This is a genomic window from Hydrogenophaga sp., assembly GCF_041913525.1.
Lineage (GTDB): Bacteria > Pseudomonadota > Gammaproteobacteria > Burkholderiales > Burkholderiaceae_C > Hydrogenophaga.
Genome location: NZ_JAYSFD010000016.1, coordinates 1 through 19008, shown reverse-complemented (window position 1 = coordinate 19008; position 19008 = coordinate 1). Strand labels below are relative to the sequence as shown.

The window sequence follows — 19008 nt, the reverse complement described above, 5'->3', positions numbered from 1 at the left end:
AGGCCACAGAAGGCCTCCTAGAATCCGTCTACCCCCAAGACGGATGCCCTCGTGACTGCCCCGACCCCACTGCCGCTCTATGTGGACCTCGATGGTTCGCTTACCCCCAGCGACACCCTGCACGAATCGGTGCTGCTGTTCATCAAGCAGAACCCGCTCAACCTGCTGCGCCTGCTGACCTGGCTGCCGCAGGGCAAGGCCGGCTTCAAGCAGCGCCTGGGCGACGCGGTGCGGCCCGACCCGGCCCGCCTGCCCTGGCGCGATGACCTCATCAATTACCTGAAAGACGAACACGCCAGCGGGCGCGAGGTGGTGCTGGCCAGTGCGGCCGATGCCCGCATCGTGCGCGAGGTGGCCGAGCACCTGGGCTGCTTCACCGACACCCTGGGCACCGAACCCGATGGCCCCAACCTGAGCCGCGCGAACAAGCGCGAGGCCATCGAGGCGCACGCCCGCGCCCGCGGCCACGAGGCCTGGGCCTACGCGGGCAACAGCCGCGACGACCTGGCGGTGTGGGCCGGCGCGCGCGAGGCCATCGTGGTGAACGCACCCGATGGCGTGCTGCGCGAACTGCGGCGCCAACACCCCCAGGCGCGCGAGTTCGCGCGCGAGCCGCTGACGCTCAAGACCGTGCTCAAGGCCATTCGCCTGAAGCAATGGGCCAAGAACGCCTTGCTCTTCATTCCCTTGCTCACGGCCCATTCGCTGGACCCGAAGGCCTGGGGAATGATGCTGCTGGCCTTCGTGTCCTTTGGCCTGTGCGCCTCGGCCACCTACCTGGTGAACGACCTGCTCGATCTACCCAGCGACCGCGTGCACCGCATCAAGCGCCGCCGCCCGCTGGCCGCCGGTGCCATCGCCATTCCCTCTGCGGTGGCGCTGGGCGTGGCCATGATCGTGGCGGCCTTCGCGCTGGCCTGGGTGGTGTCGGTCGGCTTCACCGCCCTGCTGCTGCTCTACACCGTGGTCACGCTGGCGTATTCCATGCGCCTCAAGCGCATTCCCCTGATCGACGTGCTGGTGCTCTCGGCCCTGTACACGCTGCGCATTGGCGCAGGCGCCGTGGCCGCTGGCGTTGACTTGTCCAACTGGCTGCTGGCCATCTCCATCTTCCTGTTCCTGAGCCTGGCCCTGGTGAAGCGCTGCGCCGAGCTGGAAGAGCTGGTGGACGAAGACGCCACCCTGGCCCCTGGCCGGGGTTACCGCGCCAATGACCTGGCCTCGCTGCGTGCCATGGGCATGTCCAGCGGCTTCATGGCCGTGCTGGTGCTGGCGCTGTACATCGACAGCCAGAACAGCCGCGCGCTCTACGCCCACCCCGACTGGCTGTGGGCCGCCGCCCCAGTGCTGTTGCTGTGGATCATGCGCATCTGGCTCAAGACCGGGCGGCGCGAACTGGTGGGCGAAGACCCGCTGCAATTCGCCCTGCGCGACCCCTTCAGCTGGGGCACCGTGGCGGTGATGGGCGCCATTGGCCTGGTGGCCACCGTGGGAGTGGGCGCATGAAAACCATCGCCATCGCACTGGCCGTGTTCTGCGTGCTGCTGTCTTCGGCCGCACAACTGGCCATGAAAAAAGGCCTGGGCGCGCCCAGCGGGGCCGACGTGGCCAGCACCTACTTGCACGCCTTCACCAGCCCCATGGTCTGGCTGGGCCTGGTGCTGTACGGCGCCAGCGCCGTGCTGTGGCTGTGGGTGCTCTCGCGCCTGGACGTGAGCCTGGCCTACCCGCTGGTGAGCCTGGGTTTCGTGGTCACGATGGCGCTGGGCATTGCCTGGCTGGGCGAGCCCTTCTCGTGGGTGCGCGTGGGCGGCTGCACGCTCATCGTGCTCGGTGTTTCTCTGCTGGCCCTGGACGCCTGACATGCACGCTCCCGACCATTCCCTGGCCGCCGCCCGGCGCGCCTTCTGGATCACCTTCGCCGTCACGCTGGCGCTCAAGGTGGTGCTGGCCGCCATCTTTCCCTTCTCGGGCGACGAGGCCTTTTTCTTCCAGTGGGGCGTGTTCCCCAGCTGGGGCTATTCCGACCACCCGCCCATGGTGGGCTGGTTGCTGGCCGGCCTGCACGCCATGGGCGATGCGCCCCTGGTGCTGCGCAGCGCCACGCTGCTGGTGACCAGCGTCATCGGCCTGGGGGTGGTCGATGTGTTGCGCCGCCTGCTGCCCGAAGACCGCGAGCCCGCGGCCTGGATGGCCGGCGCGGTGTACCTGGCCCTGCCCTGGAGCTGGATGTTCGTGCTCGTCACCACCGACACGCCGCTCATCCTCTTCATGGCCCTCTCGGCCTGGGCCTATGTGCGCGCCGACACCAGCGAACGCGGCGCGGCCGGCTGGTACGCGCTGTGCGGCGTGCTGCTGGGCCTGGCCTTTCTGTCCAAGTACTTCGCGGCGCTGCTGGGCTTCGCCTACGCGGCGCACGCCTTCGGCTGGCGGCGCGAGCGCTGGTGGGCGCCCTTTCTCGTCTTTGTGTTCGCCCTGCCCGCCATCGCCTTGAACATCGCCTTCAACGCCACCCACGGCTGGAGCAACGTGATGTTCAACGTCTTCAACCGCAACGAAGGCTCGGCCTGGTCGGTCAAGACCTTCGGCACCTACCTGGCCATGGTGGCCTACCTGTTCACGCCCTGGCTGCTGTGGCAAGGCGCGCTGGCCCGCCCGGCCGCGGGCGTGTCGCCCACCACGCGCCGCACCCTCGCGGTGCTGTGGCTGTTCCCGGTGGCGGTGTTCACCTTCGTCAGCCTGCGCCGCACCGTGGGCCTGCACTGGGTGCTGGGCTTTGTGCCGGTGTTCGTGGTGTGGGCTGGCCTGCGGGTGGACGTGCACGCGCTGCGCCGCAGCTTGAAATGGACCACCGCGCTGTCGGTGCCGCACCTCATCGCGGTGCTGTTGATCGCCATCGGCCCCTTGAGCTGGTGGGCCCACACCAAGCTGTTTGACCGCGCCGTCTTCTTGCGCGAAACCGCCGCCGTGGTGGCCGCGCTGCGCGCCGACATGCCCGCCGGCGCCACCCTCATGGCCCGCACCTACAACCCGGCCGCCATGCTGGCCTACCACCACAAACAGTACGTGCCGGTGTTCGGCGTGGGCCGCCACCACGCCCGGCAAGACGACCAGATCATCGACTTCCGCCAGTACGAAGGCCAAGCGATCCGCGTGTTCCTGTACGACGAACCCGACCTCGCCGACTTCGCCCCCTACTTCGAGCGCGTGAGCGCCAAGCGCTTCGAGATCGAAGGCGTGCCCTTCTGGGCCGTGGACGGCACCGGCTTCAAGTTCCAGCCCTTCCGCGACACCGTGCTGGCCGAGATCGCGCGAGAGTTCCACGCCATCCCGGCCTGGCTGCCGGTGCTGGGCAACCCCTTCTGCGATCGCTACGGGTTCGCGCAGTGCTCGCCGGGGCGCTGAGACCTCAGCAGGTGGAGCAGGAAGCCCCACCTTCCTTCACGCCTAGCTTCTTCAGCACGATGGCCAGTGGGCAGAAGTTGGTGAAGCCGAACTGGAACAGGTTCGCGCCGACGAAGGCGGTGAAGGCGAGGAACCAGGGGCTGACGAACAGCGGGCTGCCTTGCACGCCGAGGGCCAGCGACACCATGATGAACAGGCCGGCAATGATGCGGATGTAGCGTTCAACGGTCATTTCAATCTCCTTGAGGGATGGGGCTGGTGGGGGTGACAGGGGCGCCGGGGGCGGCGTGGCGCTTCTGGTAGAGCGCGTAATAGAAAACCGGGATCACCACCAGCGTGAGCAGGGTGGAGACGGCGATGCCGAAGATCAGGGACACGGCCAGGCCGTTGAAGATCGGGTCGTCGAGGATGAAGAAGGCGCCCATCATGGCGGCCAGGCCCGTCAGCGCGATGGGCTGGGCGCGCACCGCGGCGGACTGCACCACCGCCTCGGCAAAGGGCACGCCGCGTGCGGTTTCCAGCTCGATGAAGTCCACCAGCAAGATGGAGTTGCGCACGATGATGCCGGCCAGCGCGATCATGCCGATCATGCTGGTGGCGGTGAACTGCGCGCCCAGCAGGGCGTGCCCCGGCATCACGCCGATCAGCGTGAGCGGAATGGGCGCCATGATCACCAGCGGCGTGAGGTAGCTCCTGAACTGGGCCACCACCAGCAGGTAAATGAGGATGAGGCCCACGGCGTAAGCGGCGCCCATGTCGCGGAAGGTCTCGTACGTGATCTGCCACTCGCCGTCCCACTTGATGGCGTAGGCGCGGTACGGGTCAGACGGCTGGCGAATCCAGTACTCGCCCAGCTCACCCGCGTTGGGCAGGGCCGCGTCGCTGAGATGCGGGCGGATGCCGAACAGGCCGTACAGGGGCGAATCGAGCCGGCCGGCCATGTCGCCCATCACGTAGACCACGGGCAGGCCGTCTTTGGTGAAGCGCGGGGTGTCGATCACGCCGCGCTCCACGCGCACCAGCTCAGACAGCGGCACCATGGCGCCGTTGGCGGCCTGCATCGGCAGGGCCAGCAGCGCGTCCAGGCCGATCTGGCGGTCCAGCGGCAGTTGCAGGCGCACCGGCACGGCGTCGCGCGAGTGGCCTTCGTCGTGCAGGTAGGCGGCGTCCACGCCTGAGAGCGCGCCGGCCACGGTCTGGGCAATCGCCTGGGCCGGGATGCCGAGCGACTCGGCCCGCTGGCGCTGGATGCGCAGGAAGGCGCGCGGGGCCTCTTCCTTGAGCGAGGTGTGAATGCCCACGATGTCGGCGCTGTCGCCAAAGGCCTTGGCCACGCGCTGGGCCAGGGCCTCGCGGCCCTTGAGGTCGGGGCCGTACACCTCGGCCACGATGGGCGACATCACGGGCGGGCCGGGCGGCACTTCCACCACCTGAAGGCGCCCGCCGTGGGCCTGTGCGATCTTCTCCAGCTCGGGGCGGTGGCGCTGCGCGATGGCGTGGCTCTTCTCGTGGCGCTGGTGGGCGTCGATCAGGTTCACCTGCAGGTCGCCACCCTCGGGCTCGGCGCGCAGGTAGTACTGGCGCACCAGGCCGTTGAAGGTGATGGGGCTGGCGGTGCCGGCGTAGCCCTGCACGTTGGCCACCTCGGGCTGGCGGCTGAGGTAGGCCGTCATGTCTTGCAGGGCAGCGGCCGTGTTTTCCAGCGGCGTGCCGGCCGGCATGTCGAGCACCACCTGGTACTCGCTCTTGTTGTCAAAGGGCAGCATCTTCAGCACCACCCACTGCACCACGGCCAGGCCCATGGACAACACCAGCGCGGCCACGATGCCGCCCAGCAGCAGCCAGCGCTTGCGTGCGCTGGCCAGCAGCGGCGTGAGCACGCGGGTGAAGGTGGTCTGCAGCGCGGTGGTCAGCTTCGACGGCCCGTGCGCGGCGTGGCCGTCGGCCTTGGTGAGCTTCAAGGCCAGCCAGGGCGTGACGGTGAAGGCGATGGCCAGCGAGATGGCCATGCCCATGCTGGCGTTGATGGGGATGGGGCTCATGTACGGCCCCATGAGGCCGCTGACGAAGGCCATGGGCAGCAGCGCCGCGATCACGGTGAGCGTGGCCAGGATGGTGGGGCCGCCCACCTCGTCCACCGCGCGCGGAATGACCTCGCGCAGCGGCGCATCGGGCGTGAGCTGGCGGTGGCGGTGAATGTTCTCCACCACCACGATGGCGTCGTCCACCAAGATGCCAATCGAGAAGATCAGCGCGAACAGCGACACGCGGTTGAGCGTGAAGCCCCAGGCCCAACTGGCGAACAGGGTGGCGGTGAGGGTGAGCACCACCGCCGCGCCCACGATGACGGCCTCGCGGCGACCCAGCGCCAGGCCCACCAGCACGATCACGCTCCCGGTGGCGAAGATGAGCTTCTGAATGAGCTTGTTGGCCTTCTCGGCGGCGGTCTGGCCGTAGTCGCGGGTGATGCTCACGCGCACGCCGTCGGGGATCACGCTGTTCTGCAACTCGGCCAGGCGCTCGCGTGCGTGGCGCGCCACGTCCACCGCGTTCTGGCCGGGCTTCTTGGTCACGGTGATGGTCACGGCCGGGAAGCTCTGGCCGGCGTGCTGGCCGCCCTCGGCCGCGCCAGGGGTGAACCACACGTAACGCTGCGGCTGCTGGGCACCGGCCTCCACCCGCGCCACCTCGCGCAGGTAGATGGGGCGGCCCTGGCTCACGCCCACCACGATGTCGCCCACGTCGTCTTCGTTGCGCAGGAACTCGCCGGTCTGCACGCTCAGCAGGCCGGGCTCACCCTTGGCCGCGCCGGGGTTGGCCACGTTGCCCGCGGGCATGGCCTGGTTGGCGGCGGCAATGGCCTGCTGAAGGGCGGCCACGCTCACGCTGCGTTCGCGCAGGCGGGCCGGGTCCAGCCATACGTTCACCGCGCGGCCGGGGCCACCGATGGTGTCGATCTCGCGGGTGCCGGGCACGCGCTTGAGTTCACCCTCCACCGACAACGCCACACGCTGCAGCTCGTGGGCCGAGGCGGCGTCGGGGCTCCACAGCGTGGCCGCCAGCACGGGCACGTCGTCGATGCCTTTGGGTTTCACGATGGGCGGCAGCACGCCCAGCTTGGCGGGCAGCCAATCCTGGTTGGCGTTGAGCACGTCGTACAGGCGCACCAAGGCCTCGGTGCGCGGCACCCCCACCTGGAACTGCACCGTGAGCACCGCCATGCCGGGGCGCGCCACCGAGTAGGTGTGCTCAATGCCGGCGATCTGCGACAGCACCTGCTCGGCCGGGCCGGCCACCAGGCTGGCCACGTCCGCGCTGGACGCCCCAGGGAAGGGGATCAGCACGTTGGCCATGGTCACGTTGATCTGCGGTTCTTCTTCGCGCGGTGTCACCATCACCGCGAAAAAGCCCAGCAGCAAGGCCACCATCGCCAGCAGCGGCGTGATGGCGTTGGCCTGAAACAGCCGCGCCACGCGGCCCGAGGCACCCAGCTTGTGGTTGGTGTTCATGCGGCCTCCTCAGGGGGCGGGGCGGGCGCCCGCCAGACCGGCGCGCACGGCGTCTTGCGCCACGCGCTCACCGCCGCGCAGGCCGGCCAGCACCTCGAAGCCCGCCTCACCGTGGGACGCCCCCAGGCGCACCGCGCGCAGCACAAAGGCCTGCCCGCCCTCGGGCGCCACGTACACCGCCGTCAGTTCGCCGCGCCGCAGCACGGCGCTGGCCGGCACCAGTAGGCGCTGCGCCTGCCCACCCACAAAGCGCACCTGCACGGCACGGCCGGGCACCTGGGTGGCGCTGTCGTCCGCGCTGAGGTCCAGGCGCCACTCCACCGTCTGCGACACCGGGTCGGCCGCGGGCACGCGGCTGGCGGCCGCCGGCTTCACCCAGCGCGAGGTGCCGGGCAAGAGCACCTCCACCCGCTGCGCCTGCTCGGCCAGCACCTGTTGCGAGGCCGGCACGTGCACCACGGCGCGAATGGGCTGCGGCGCGTACACCGTGAGCACCGGCGAGCCCGGCTGGGCCAGCGAACCGGCTTCGGCGTGGGTGGCCAGCACCCAGCCGTCGTAAGGCGCGGTCAGGCGGGTGAAGCCCTGCGCCAGGTCAGACTGCGTTTGCCCGGCGCGCGCGGCATTCACCGCCGCCTGCGCGGCCTTGAGCTGGGCCTGCGCGGTGTCCAGCGCGGCCTGGGCCACGAAACCTTGCGCGCGAAGCTCTTTGGTGCGATCGAATTGCGCCTGTGCGTTCACCAGGGTCGCTTGCGCCTGGGCCACGCCGGCCTGCGCCTGGGCCACGCCGGCTTGGGTGACGCGGTCGTCAATCGTGGCCAGCACCTGACCTGCCTTCACCCGGTCGCCCGCCTTCACCGCCAGGGTGGCGATGCGGCCGCTGGCCTGGGCCGACAGCACGCTCTGGCGCACGGCCTGCAGGCTGCCGTCCAGCGTGAGGCCGTCGCCCACGGCGCGCTCGCCCACGGTGAGCACCGGCACCTGCGGCCCGGCGGTGGCGGGCTCGCCCGCGGCGTGTGCCCCCATCCAGACCAGGGATGACAAGGCCAGCACGGCCGCCCCTGCCCAGGCAACGGGGCGGTGGCGGCGAACGGCGGATCGAATGGGCATGGCGGGACCTCCTGATTGGTGCATCAGTATATTCTGATACTACCCCCAGTATCAAGGGGCCAACTCCCGTGGGCTGGCGCGGGCGCCAGCGGGTGCGATCAGGCCGCGGCGGCGAAGGGCACGCGGGGCGCCACGGCGCACATCAGTTCGTACGACAAGGTGCCCGCTGCCCGCGCCACTTCGTCAATCGGCAGCACCGCGCCGGTGGCCGAGCGGCCCCACAGCACCACCTCGGCGCCAATGCCCGCCTCGGGCACGGGCGTCAGGTCAACGGCCAGCATGTCCATGCTCACGCGGCCCAGGGTGCGGGTGCGCTGCCCGGCCACCAGGATCGGCGTGCCGGTGGGCGCCACGCGGGGGTAGCCGTCGGCGTAGCCACAGGCCACCACGCCCACGCGCAGGTCGCCATCGGCGGTGAAGGTGGAGCCGTAGCCCACGGTGTCGCCGGCACGCAGTTGCTGCACGCCAATCAGGCGGCTGGACAAGGTCATGGTGGGCAGCAGGCCCCAGTCGGCGGCGCTGTGCTGGGGATAGTCGGGTGCGCTGCCATAAAGCGAGATGCCCTCGCGCACCCAGTCGGCCGCCAGGTGGCCGTTGCCGCTGCCACGCAGCGGGCTGGTGGCGTGGCGAAGGATGGCGGCGCTGTTGGCCAGGCTGCGTTCGCCCGGCAAGTCAGCGGTAGCGGCCTCGAAGACGGCCACTTGGTGGGCAATGCCGCGCGGGCCGTCGGCGTCGCTGAAGTGGGTCATGAACGAAATCTCATCCACCTGCGGCAGGGCGTTCAGGCGCGCCCAGGCGCTGCGGAAGGCCGCCGGGGTGAAGCCCAGGCGGTTCATGCCGGAATTGAGCTTGAGGAACACGCGGTGCGGCACCTGCGTCTTGTGCGCGGCCAGCCAGTCGATCTGTTCGGTGCAGTGCACCGCGTGCCACAGGTGCAGGCGCGAACACAGCTCCAGGTCGCGCGGCTCAAACACGCCTTCGAGCAGCAGGATGGGGCCGCGCCAGTCCAGCGCGCGCAGGCGCTGGGCTTCGTCCAGGTCGAGCAGGGCAAAGCCGTCGGCGGCGCGCAGGGCGTCAAAGCAGCGCTCGATGCCGTGCCCGTAAGCGTTGGCTTTCACCACCGCCATCACCTGCGAATCGGGCGCGCAGTCGCGGGCGCGCTGCAGGTTGTGGCGGAGGGCTTCGGGGTGGACGGTGGCAAGAATCGGACGGGGCATGGCGCAATGAAATGGTGTGCAAGGGTTCTCGGGAAGCGCCAGAAGGCACCTGACACTGGGGCACATCCTGCCCGGCGGCGTCAAGGGCGCGTGCTATAACCGGCCACCCTTCCGAGACACTCGGTTACTGTCGCACAAATCTCAGCCACGGCCCCCTGCGCGGACACGCGGCCACGGCCCCCAAGGCCCATCCATCATCGCCATGAAGCGCGGCTTCTACACCATCATGACGGCGCAGTTTTTCAGCTCTCTGGCTGACAACGCGCTTTTCGTGGCCGCCATCGAGTTGCTGCGCTCCCGCCACGCCCCCGAGTGGCAAAGCGCCGCCCTGGTGCCCATGTTTGCCCTGTTCTATGTGGTGCTGGCGCCCTTCGTGGGCGCCTTTGCCGACGCCAGACCCAAGGGCCAGGTGATGTTCATCAGCAATGCCATCAAGGTGGTGGGCTGCCTGTTGATGCTGGTGGGCGTGCACCCCTTGCTGGCCTACACCCTGGTGGGCCTGGGCGCTGCCGCTTATTCACCGGCCAAGTACGGCATCCTGACCGAACTGCTGCCGCCCTCCCAGCTGGTGAAGGCCAATGGCTGGATCGAGGGCCTGACGATTGCCTCCATCATCCTGGGCGTGCTGCTGGGCGGCCAATTGGTCAGCCCCTGGGTGGCCGGGGCGCTGCTGTCGATCGACCTGCCCGGTTTGCACACGGGCCTTGACCACCCGGCCGAGGCGGCCATCGCGGCGCTGGTGGCGGTGTACGCGCTGGCGGCCTGGTTCAACACGCGCATCCCGCTCACTGGCGTGACACCGCGCCCCATGCCCAGCAACCCGCTGGCCCTGCTGCCCGATTTCTGGCTCTGCAACACCCGCCTCTGGAAAGACCGCCTGGGGCAGATCTCGCTGGCCACCACCACCCTGTTCTGGGGCGTGAGCGGCAACCTGCGCTACATCGTGCTGGCCTGGGCGGCGGCGGCGCTGGGCTACAGCACCACACAGGCCTCTTCACTGGTAGGGGTGGTGGCGCTGGGCACGGCCGTGGGTGCGGTGGTGGCGTCCCTGCGCATGCGCCTGGACCAGGCCACGCGCGTGATGCCGCTGGGCATTGGCATGGGCGTGCTGGTGATCGCGATGAACTTCATCGACAACGTCTGGGTGGCCGCGCCTTTCCTGGTGCTGCTGGGCGGGCTGGGCGGCTTCCTGGTGGTGCCGATGAACGCCTTGCTGCAACACCGCGGCCACAACCTCATGGGCGCGGGCCGCTCGATCGCGGTGCAGAACTTCAACGAACAGGCCTGCATCCTTGGCCTGGGCTTCCTGTACAGCTTCTCCACTGGCATGGGCTGGTCGGCCTTTGCCGCCATCACGGCCTTCGGCGTGCTGGTGGCCGGCGTCATGCTGCTGATCGCCATCTGGCACCGCCACAACCAGCGCGCGCACCCGCACGAGCTGGAGCGCCTGCTGGAAATCGCCCGCCGCGATGATCTGCACGGCTGAGCCGGCCGCTCAGAACCCGAAGTTCGTGGGGGCGAAACCGTCCAGGTGCACCAGTCGGTGCTGGGCCAGGGTTTTGTACAGATCGGCCTCGTTCACCGAGCGCGACAAGAACGCATCACAGCCCGCCAAGCTGGCGCGCATGCGCTCCATGGTGCCCACCATCAACGCAAACAAAATCACCACCGGCGGCCCCTTGGGGCCCCGCGTTTTTTTGGCGGCGCGGCACAACTCGAAGGCGTCCGGGTGCCCGGTGAGGTGGTCGATGACGACGATGCGGTAAGGGTGCGCCTGCATCAGCGCCAGGGCTTGCGTCGCCTCGCGCGACCAGTCGGCCTTGAGCCCGTATTTCTTGAAGCGGCGCAGCAGCACCCGGCCTTCCACCAGGCTTTGCGACACCACCAGTAAATCGCCGCGTTCGGGCAGCGGCAGCTCTTTGGGGTCGCTGTCCCGGCGCGAATGGGGCGAACGCGGGATGCGAACCGGCAGGTCGTGATCGGCGCCGATTTCGGTGAGCGGCATCACGCCCACCCGGTGCTCGGCCAGGGCGGGCAAGTCGGGGCGCGGCATCGGCAAAGTGAGGGCAAAGGTGGTCTCGGGCACGGCCGCGCGTTGTACACGGCGCACGGCCTCAGGAATGCTGTCCGAACTGCGCCTCTGTGGCGGCGCGGTGCGGGAAGGCCCCACCAGCCCATCCAGCGCGCCCAGCACCTGCACCAGCTTCACCGGGCGGTGCTGCACCGGCCAGCCCGTGCCCCGGTCGCTGCGCCCCACGAGCAGCACCTTGCCGGGCAGCTGCGCATAGCGCACCAGGTGCATGGCCTGCGTGTCGTCGGCGTTGACGATCAGCGCCTGGGCGTCCAGCACCTCGTCCTGCACCTGGTAGGCCGGCGGCCGACGGGCGGCCAGGCGAAAGAAGGACACGAAGGTGCCCACCTCCTCGTGCGAGAACCCCACCAGCGCCACCCGATACGCCTCGCCCATCAGCCGTCCCCAATTGAATTGCAAACAAGGTTTTCTGAATGCGCGCCAGTATGCAACGAGAGCATGCGACTGCGGTAGCTTATGGGGTACTTTGGTGTCACACCTGCAAGCCGAACGGCGGCGCTCTACCATGGCAGCCCGTCCTCACCGAGATGCCGCCATGACCACTGTCTACGACTTTCAGGCCCAGACCATCGACGGCCAGACCGTCTCGCTCGACCAGTACCGTGACCGCGTGCTGCTCATCGTGAACACCGCCAGCGCCTGCGGCTTCACGCCGCAGTTCGGGGGGCTGGAGAAGCTGAACGAAACCTACGCCGCGCGCGGCCTGGTGGTGCTGGGCTTTCCCTGCAACCAGTTCGGCCAGCAAGACCCGGGCAGCAACGACGAGATCGCCACCTTCTGCCAGCGCAACTACGGCGTGAGCTTCCCGATGATGGCCAAGATCGACGTGAACGGCGCTGGCGCCCACCCGCTGTACCAGTGGCTCACGGCAGAGGCGCCCGGCATCCTGGGCAGCAAGGCCATCAAGTGGAACTTCACCAAGTTTCTCGTGGGGCGCGACGGTCGCGTGCTCAAGCGCTACGCGCCGCAAGACGCGCCCGAGAAGCTCACACAAGACATTGAGCAGGCCCTGGGCTGATCGGCCTCAGAGCCAGCGCAGCAAGGCCCCGGCCAACAGCGGCAAGGTCAGGGCGCTGAACAGGGCCGACAGGCCCATGGCCAGGCCGGCGAAGGCACCCATTTCTTCGCTCACCTGGAAGGCGCGCGCGGTGCCGATGCCATGCGCCGCCGTGCCCAGCGCAAAGCCGCGCACGGTGGGGTCTTGGATGCGCATCGCATTGAAGAGCGAGCGCGCCGTCACCGCCCCCACGATGCCGGTGCCCGCCACCAGCACGGCGGTGAGCGAGGGAATGCCGCCGATCTTTTCGGCAATGCCCATGGCCACTGGTGAGGTGACCGACTTGGGCGCCAGCGAGGCCAAGGTGGCCTTGCTCGCGCCCAGTGCCCAGCCCACGCCAATGGCGGTGACGGTGGCCGAGAGCGAGCCCACCACCAAAGCCCCCAGCAGCGGCAGCCACAACCGGCGCAAGCGCTGCCATTGCTCGAACAAGGGCACGGCCAGCGCCACGGTGGCCGGCCCCAGCAAGAAGTGCGCGAACTGCGCGCCCTCGAAATAGGTGGCGTAGGGCGTGCCCGTGAGCCACAACAGCGTGGCCAGCACCGCCACCGCCATGGCCACCGGGTTGGCCAGGGGGTTGAAGCCGCTGCGGCGGTACAGCACGAAAGCGCCTTGGTACACCAGCAACGTGAGCGTGAGGCCCAGCAAGGGCGTGGCCGAGAGGTAGACCCAGATGTCGGCCAGGGGCGCGGGCAGCGGCAGCGGGGCACTCATGGCTTGGGCCCTTCCTTCGGCGCCACGCGCTTCATGAGCCAGAGCATGGTCCAGGCCGAGGTGGCCATGCACACCAGGGTGCTCACCACCAGGGCCACGCCAATGGCCAGGGCCTCATCGCCCAGGCGCTGCAGGTGCTGCATGACGCCCACGGCGGCGGGCACGAACAGCAGCGACAGGTGTTGCAACAGCGTCTGAACCGTGGGCCGCAGCGCGTCCAGCACAGCCGGCTTCAGCACCAGGACGAGCAGTAGCAGGGCCAGGCCCACCACCGGGCCGGGCACCGGCGCACCCAGCGCCAACACCAGCGATTCGCCCAGCAACTGGAACACGAGCAAGGTGGCCAGCGCGGGGATCATGCGGGGGCCTCAGCTCAAGGCTTCGTCGAGCAGTTCCACCCAGTGCCGCACCGGTGTGTCGGTGCCGCTTTGCAGGTGGGTGATGCAGCCAATGTTGGCACTGGCGATCACCGCCGGCTTCATCTCACCCAGGTGGCCGAGCTTGCGGTCGCGCAGGGTGTAGGCAATGTCGGGGTTGAGCACCGAGTAAGTGCCCGCCGAGCCGCAGCACAGGTGCGGCTCTACCCGCGCCACGGCCACCTTGAACCCCAGGGTGCCCAGGTGCTGTTCCACGCCGCCTTTGAGCTTCTGCCCGTGCTGCAAGGTGCAGGGCGGGTGAAAGCCGATCAGGCCCTCGGGCGCGCGTTTCAGGCGGTCTTTCAGCGCCGGCACCAGCGTGGGCAGCAACTCGCTCAGGTCTTTGGTGATGGCGCTCACGCGGGCGGCCTTCTCGGCGTAGGCCAGGTCGTCTTTGAGCAGGTGGCCGTATTCCTTGACGGTGACGCCACAGCCCGAGGCGTTCATCACGATGGCCTCCACGCCGCGCTCGATGTGCGGCCACCAGGCGTCGATGTTGGCGCGCATCTGCGCGCGGCCGCCGTCCTGGTCGTTCAGGTGGAACTTCACCGCGCCGCAGCAACCGGCCTCAGCGGCCACCACGGTCTGGATGCCAGCCGCGTCCAGCACGCGGGCGGTGGCCGCGTTGATGTTGGGCGCCATGGCGGGCTGCACGCAACCGCCCAGCATGAGCACGCGGCGGGCGTGTTCGCGCGTGGGCCAGGCGCCCGCGGGCCGGGGCTGCGGCACCTTGGCCTTGAGCGATTCGGGCAGCAAGCCACGCACCGCCTGGCCCAGCTTCATGGCCGGGCCAAAGGCGGGCGAGGGCAGGCCCTCTTTGAGCAGCCAGCGCACGGCGCGCTCGCCAGCCGGGCGCGGCACTTTCTCATCGACGATGGCACGGCCGATGTCCACCAAGTGCCCGTAATCCACCCCGCTGGGGCAGGTGCTTTCGCAGTTGCGGCAGGTGAGGCAGCGGTCCAGGTGCTGCTGGGTTTTGCGCGTGGGCTCGGCGCCTTCGAGCACTTGCTTGATCAGGTAGATGCGCCCGCGCGGGCCGTCCAGTTCATCGCCCAGCAACTGGTAGGTGGGGCAGGTGGCGGTGCAGAAGCCGCAGTGCACGCACTTGCGCAGAATGGCCTCGGCCGCGCGGCCATCGGCGCGCTGCGCGAACTCGTCGGAGAGGTGGGTTTGCATGGCGAGGGATCAGGCCGAAGCGGGCGAAAAGACGCCAGCGGGGTCGAAGGCAGCGCGCAGGCGCTGGGCGATGGCCGCGTTGGCGGGCGCCAGCGCTTGCTCGCGCGGCACACCGCCGTCGCCCGAGGCCGGCGTGCGGAACAAGGTGGCGTGCCCGCCCGCCTCGCGGGCCGTGGCGCGCAGGGCATCGGCGGCGTCCAGCGGCGCCCACACCCAACGCAAACCGCCGTGCCATTCGATCAGCGGCGACGCCGGCAAATCAAGCACCGGCGCGGTGGGCGGCACCGACAGGCGCCACAGGGCGTGCGCGGCCGAGGGCGCTTGAAAGAAGGGCAATGTCTGCTCGCGGCAGGCGGCCCAATCGGGCGCCACCTGCGCGGCGTCCAGGCGCTGCCCGCCGGCCTCGCGAACCATGCGCTCGCAGGCCGATTCCACCGCGGCCTTGGCGCCGCGCAGGCGCACAAACAGGCACTCCGGCGCGCCAGCGGCGGTGGTGTCTTTCACCCAGCAAGAGGCATTGAGCGGCAAGGGCTGGGCGCACCAGCAGTGCAACTGCGCCAGGGCCTCGCGCTGCCCCAAGGGGAACAAGAGCGTGGCCTCGGCGGGCGCCACCGGCAGCACCTTCAGGCTCACCTCGCCGATCACGCCAAGCTGGCCCCAACTGCCGGCCAGCACGCGGCTCACGTCATAGCCAGCCACGTTTTTCATGACCTGGCCGCCAAAGGTCAGCCACTGGCCCTGGCCATCAACGAAACGGGCGCCCAGCACGAAATCGCGCACGCAACCCACGGCCACACGGGCCGGGCCCGACAGGCCCGCGGCCACCATGCCGCCCACGGTGGCGCCGGGGCCAAAGTGGGGTGGCTCGAAGGCCAGGCACTGGCCCTGCTCGGCCAGCGCGGCCTCCAGCTCGGCCAGCGGCGTGCCGGCGCGGGCCGTCACCACCAGCTCGGTGGGCTCGTAGCTGACGATGCCGCGAAAGCCCAGGGTGGACAGGGCCTCACCCTCGGGCGCCGCGCGCGCAAACGCCTTGGTGGCACCGCCCACGATATGCAGGCGGGTGCGATCGGCCGCCGCGGCGCGGATGCGGTCAATCCAGTCGGTGGGCAAGAGTTCCTGGGTGTCGGACATGTCAGCGATGGTAGTGCGCGCCCTGGCGGCGGCACTTGAATTTTTTGCACGCGCGGCTGCAAAGCCGCTGGCCGCCTCAGCTCGCGTAGCCCAGGCAGGCGCCCGCGTTGGGCCGGCCCTTGCACTCGCGCAGCAGGCGGCGGTCGCGCTGGGCTGGGGTCTCGTGCGAGGGCGCCTCATGCACCTTCACGCGGGGGGCGCTGCGCACCACCTTTTTCGTGCCCTCGGCATGAACCGGGCCACAGGCCAAGACCAAGGCAATGGCGGCAGCCTGAACGACGGGCCAACGGGTGATGTGCATGGGTTCCTCCCTTTGTGGATGTGGCGCGGCGCATCTTAGGGGGACCCCAATGAAAAAACCCCCACGGGCTTTTGGCCACGCGGGGGTAACAGAGCAGGCGCTGCGCCGATGGTCAACGCAGTCCTTGGAGCAAACCCATGAAGGGATGGGAAAGCGATCAGCGGTTGTACGCGGTCTCGCCGTGCGAGCTGATGTCCAGGCCTTCGCGCTCGGCTTCTTCGGTCACGCGCAGACCCACCACCATGTCAACGATCTTGTAGGCGATGAAAGCCACCACCGACGACCACACCATGGTGATCACCACGCCTTCGGCCTGCACCACCATCTGGCTGGCGATGGAGTAGCCGTCGGCCTTGATGCCACCCAGCGATGCGGCAGAGAACACACCGGTGAGCAGGGCACCCACGATGCCACCGACACCGTGCACGCCGAACACGTCGAGCGAGTCGTCAGCGCCCAGCATCTTCTTCAGGCCGGTCACGCCCCACAGGCACAGGAAGCCAGAGACCAGACCGATCACGATGGCGCCCATCGGGCCCACGGTGCCACAGGCCGGGGTGATGGCCACCAGGCCAGCGACGGCACCAGAAGCGGCACCCAGCATCGAGGCCTTGCCCTTGCCCAGGGCTTCACCCACGCACCAGGCCAGCACGGCGGCGGCGGTGGCGACCAGGGTGTTGATGAAGGCCAGGGTGGCACCGCCGTTGGCTTCCAGGTTGGAGCCAGCGTTGAAGCCGAACCAGCCCACCCACAGCAGCGAGGCGCCCACCATGGTCAGCGTCAGGCTGTGCGGGGCCATGGCTTCCTTGCCGTAGCCGATGCGCTTGCCCACCAGGTAGGCACCCACCAGGCCAGCCATGGCGGCGTTGATGTGCACCACGGTGCCGCCAGCGAAGTCCAGCGCGCCCTTGCCAAACAGGTAGCCGCCAGCGCCCCACACCATGTGGGCGATCGGCAGGTAGCTGAAGGTGAACCAGATCACCGAGAACAGCAGCACGGCGCTGAACTTGATGCGCTCGGCGAACGAACCCACGATCAGCGCGCAGGTGATGCCGGCGAAGGTGGCCTGGAAGGCGATGAAGATGAACTCGGGGATCATCACGCCGGGCGTGAAGGTGGCCGCCAGCGTCTCAGGCGTGATACCGGCCAGGAACACCTTGCTCAGGTTGCCGATGATCAGGCCCTCGCCGCCAAACGCCAGGCTGTAGCCGTACACGGCCCACAGCACCGAGATCAGCGAGAACACCACCATCACTTGCATCAGCACCGACAGCATGTTCTTGCTGCGCACCAGGCCGCCGTAGAACAGGGCCAGGCCGGGGATGACCATCAGGATCACCAGGATGGTGGAGATCATCATCCAGGTGACGTCGCCCTTGTCGACGGTTTCCTTGGGCGCTTCGGCGGCGACCGGTGCAGCCTCGGCAGCCGCCGGTGCGGCGGCAGCAGGAGCCGCGGCCGGTGCAGCGTCAGCCGCCGGCGCGGCCACGGCTGGAGTGGGTTCTGCAGGTGCGGTCTGCGCGATGGCGCCCAGCCCGCCAAATGCCAGGCCCGCGCCCAGCAACAGGGATGCGATGAGTTTTTTCATGTCCGTGTTCTTTCGAAGGTCAGGGGGCGGAAATCAGAGGGCTTCCTTGCCGGTCTCGCCGGTGCGGATGCGAACCACCTGTTCGAGCGGGGTGACAAAAATCTTGCCGTCGCCGATCTTGCCGGTGCGCGCGGCACCTTCGATGGCCTCGATCACACGGTCCACCAGTTCGTCGGCCACGGCGGCTTCCACCTTGACCTTGGGCAGGAAATCGACCACGTACTCGGCGCCGCGGTAAAGCTCGGTGTGGCCCTTTTGGCGCCCGAAGCCCTTGACCTCGGTCACCGTGATGCCCTGCACGCCCATGCCGGAGAGTGCCTCGCGCACCTCGTCCAGCTTGAACGGTTTGATGATGGCTGAAACCATTTTCATGCTGTGATTCCTCTTCTGTTTTGAAGGGTGGCCCGACCTGAAGGCCGACACCGCGCTTGTGGACTGACCCGGGCAACCCCGGTCTGGATTCAATCGCTGACACCCCATTGCAACGTCCGTGCCAGTCATGCGAAAGAGCGCATACCCGTGGGCGTTTCCCCCCAGGCAGCACCGCCAAACTCGCCCGCTCCCGCACAAAAAGCGGTCCTGTGCGAACGCAGGACCCGCATCGGTCGGGGGCTCAAAAGACGGACGCACCACATCGGTGCACACAAAACGTGCGCCAGACCGAAGGCGCCCCCAAGGAGGGAATTCATGGGCTTGTGTTTGGTGCGCTCGCGCGCCCTTTTGGGGCTGGAGGCCCGGCCGGTGTGCGTGGAAGTGCACCTGGCCAACGGCCTGCCCAGCTTCACCTTGGTGGGACTGGCCGACACCGAGGTGAAAGAAGCCCGCGATGGCCAGAAAAACATACCCTGTCGACTTCGCAAGGGAGGAAGACGCACCGAAAAAATGCCTCTTAAAGCTGTCGAATTTTTAAGATTTAGCGCCTCATACAAATTCAGTGAATCAAAACCTGTCGCAGCCCGAGAAAGTGCAGCTCTTGATAGCCACGCAAAGCGGCTGCAGGCTTGCTCGCTTTCATGGACGTCAATCCTTCGGCCAAGTCAATGGGTCTTGAATCGAGACCGAGCATCGGTACCGCCACAGGAGGGCGCTGCAGCGGAGTCGATGACTGGTCCTCCGGCTAAATGTTGACGTGCGGCCAGGGAACCTGAACGACTCAATTCAGCCGGAAGCTGCAGTTGCTGGCTGTAGGGCTGGTTTGCAGCGGGAGCGGCCGGTCAGTCACTCACGCCGCAAGACCGCGCTCGGCCATCAGCAGACATAGCCGTTGTGTCTCCATAGCGGACAGCCAACATCGA

The 19008-nt window shown here is 68.6% G+C and carries 17 protein-coding genes and 1 pseudogene; 6 read left to right on the top strand and 12 right to left on the bottom strand.

Annotated features, from left to right (window positions below; translation table 11 throughout):
- The first annotated feature begins 51 nt into the window (after nucleotides 1–51).
- Genes ACE3RQ_RS16360 through ACE3RQ_RS16350 form a run of 3 tightly spaced genes read left to right on the top strand, consistent with a single transcriptional unit; the run spans nucleotide 52 to nucleotide 3405 of the window.
- Nucleotides 52–1506 (top strand): UbiA family prenyltransferase, encoded by a 1455-nt coding sequence (locus ACE3RQ_RS16360; RefSeq protein WP_374523126.1) that lies wholly within the window; start codon nucleotides 52–54, stop codon nucleotides 1504–1506.
- Nucleotides 1503–1862 (top strand): SMR family transporter, encoded by a 360-nt coding sequence (locus ACE3RQ_RS16355; RefSeq protein ID WP_374523125.1) that lies wholly within the window; start codon nucleotides 1503–1505, stop codon nucleotides 1860–1862. The genes ACE3RQ_RS16360 and ACE3RQ_RS16355 overlap by 4 nt, the downstream gene beginning before the upstream one ends.
- A gap of 1 nt (nucleotide 1863) precedes the next feature.
- Nucleotides 1864–3405, top strand: a complete 1542-nt coding sequence (locus tag ACE3RQ_RS16350; RefSeq protein WP_374523124.1) for an ArnT family glycosyltransferase — start codon at nucleotides 1864–1866, stop codon at nucleotides 3403–3405.
- A 4-nt stretch (nucleotides 3406–3409) separates the two neighbouring features.
- Here the strand turns inward: ACE3RQ_RS16350 and ACE3RQ_RS16345 are convergent, their stop codons facing one another.
- The 4 genes from ACE3RQ_RS16345 to alr all read right to left on the bottom strand — a co-directional run bounded on the left by ACE3RQ_RS16345 (nucleotide 3410) and on the right by alr (nucleotide 9238).
- A complete protein-coding gene (locus ACE3RQ_RS16345) occupies nucleotides 3410–3637 on the bottom strand; it encodes a DUF2892 domain-containing protein (RefSeq protein ID WP_374523123.1) in 228 nt (75 codons plus the stop codon).
- Between the two features lies 1 nt (nucleotide 3638).
- A complete protein-coding gene (locus ACE3RQ_RS16340) occupies nucleotides 3639–6914 on the bottom strand; it encodes an efflux RND transporter permease subunit (RefSeq protein WP_374523122.1) in 3276 nt (1091 codons plus the stop codon).
- Nucleotides 6915–6923: 9 nt separating this feature from the next.
- Nucleotides 6924–8021: an efflux RND transporter periplasmic adaptor subunit gene (locus tag ACE3RQ_RS16335; protein WP_374523121.1), complete on the bottom strand. Its 1098-nt coding sequence runs from the start codon at nucleotides 8019–8021 to the stop codon at nucleotides 6924–6926.
- Between the two features lie 98 nt (nucleotides 8022–8119).
- Nucleotides 8120–9238, bottom strand: coding sequence for an alanine racemase (gene alr / locus ACE3RQ_RS16330; protein ID WP_374523120.1), 1119 nt, complete (start codon nucleotides 9236–9238; stop codon nucleotides 8120–8122).
- Between the two features lie 202 nt (nucleotides 9239–9440).
- Between alr and lplT the strand changes: the two genes are divergently transcribed.
- Entirely contained in the window at nucleotides 9441–10724 is a 1284-nt protein-coding gene (gene lplT / locus ACE3RQ_RS16325; protein WP_374523119.1) for a lysophospholipid transporter LplT, read from the top strand.
- Nucleotides 10725–10733: 9 nt separating this feature from the next.
- Here the strand turns inward: lplT and ACE3RQ_RS16320 are convergent, their stop codons facing one another.
- Complete coding sequence (locus tag ACE3RQ_RS16320; RefSeq protein ID WP_374523118.1) at nucleotides 10734–11729, bottom strand: hypothetical protein; 996 nt, start codon at nucleotides 11727–11729, stop codon at nucleotides 10734–10736.
- Between the two features lie 136 nt (nucleotides 11730–11865).
- Here ACE3RQ_RS16320 and ACE3RQ_RS16315 point away from each other — a divergent pair, with 136 nt between their 5' ends.
- Nucleotides 11866–12348: a glutathione peroxidase gene (locus tag ACE3RQ_RS16315; protein ID WP_374523117.1), complete on the top strand. Its 483-nt coding sequence runs from the start codon at nucleotides 11866–11868 to the stop codon at nucleotides 12346–12348.
- Between the two features lie 6 nt (nucleotides 12349–12354).
- Here ACE3RQ_RS16315 and ACE3RQ_RS16310 read toward each other — a convergent pair whose 3' ends face one another.
- The 7 genes from ACE3RQ_RS16310 to ACE3RQ_RS16280 all read right to left on the bottom strand — a co-directional run bounded on the left by ACE3RQ_RS16310 (nucleotide 12355) and on the right by ACE3RQ_RS16280 (nucleotide 18085).
- Entirely contained in the window at nucleotides 12355–13101 is a 747-nt protein-coding gene (locus tag ACE3RQ_RS16310) for an LrgB family protein (RefSeq protein WP_374523116.1), read from the bottom strand.
- Nucleotides 13098–13460: a CidA/LrgA family protein gene (locus ACE3RQ_RS16305; protein ID WP_374523115.1), complete on the bottom strand. Its 363-nt coding sequence runs from the start codon at nucleotides 13458–13460 to the stop codon at nucleotides 13098–13100. The genes ACE3RQ_RS16310 and ACE3RQ_RS16305 overlap by 4 nt, the downstream gene beginning before the upstream one ends.
- A 9-nt stretch (nucleotides 13461–13469) precedes the next feature.
- A complete protein-coding gene (gene glcF / locus ACE3RQ_RS16300) occupies nucleotides 13470–14693 on the bottom strand; it encodes a glycolate oxidase subunit GlcF (RefSeq protein ID WP_374523114.1) in 1224 nt (407 codons plus the stop codon).
- A 9-nt stretch (nucleotides 14694–14702) separates the two neighbouring features.
- Nucleotides 14703–15824 carry a glycolate oxidase subunit GlcE gene (gene glcE, locus ACE3RQ_RS16295; RefSeq protein WP_374523113.1) on the bottom strand — a complete coding sequence of 374 codons (1122 nt, stop codon included), beginning with the start codon at nucleotides 15822–15824 and terminating at the stop codon, nucleotides 14703–14705.
- A gap of 76 nt (nucleotides 15825–15900) precedes the next feature.
- A complete protein-coding gene (locus tag ACE3RQ_RS16290) occupies nucleotides 15901–16125 on the bottom strand; it encodes a hypothetical protein (protein ID WP_374523112.1) in 225 nt (74 codons plus the stop codon).
- Nucleotides 16126–16282: 157 nt separating this feature from the next.
- On the bottom strand, nucleotides 16283–17713 hold the full coding sequence (locus tag ACE3RQ_RS16285; protein ID WP_374523111.1) for an ammonium transporter: 1431 nt from the start codon (nucleotides 17711–17713) through the stop codon (nucleotides 16283–16285).
- Nucleotides 17714–17746: 33 nt separating this feature from the next.
- Nucleotides 17747–18085 (bottom strand): P-II family nitrogen regulator, encoded by a 339-nt coding sequence (locus ACE3RQ_RS16280; RefSeq protein WP_374523110.1) that lies wholly within the window; start codon nucleotides 18083–18085, stop codon nucleotides 17747–17749.
- Between the two features lie 315 nt (nucleotides 18086–18400).
- On the opposite strand from ACE3RQ_RS16280, the pseudogene ACE3RQ_RS16275 reads away from it, so the two are divergent.
- Nucleotides 18401–18541: pseudogene (locus ACE3RQ_RS16275) on the top strand (magnesium chelatase); the annotation flags it as partial.
- Nucleotides 18542–19008 lie beyond the last annotated feature (467 nt).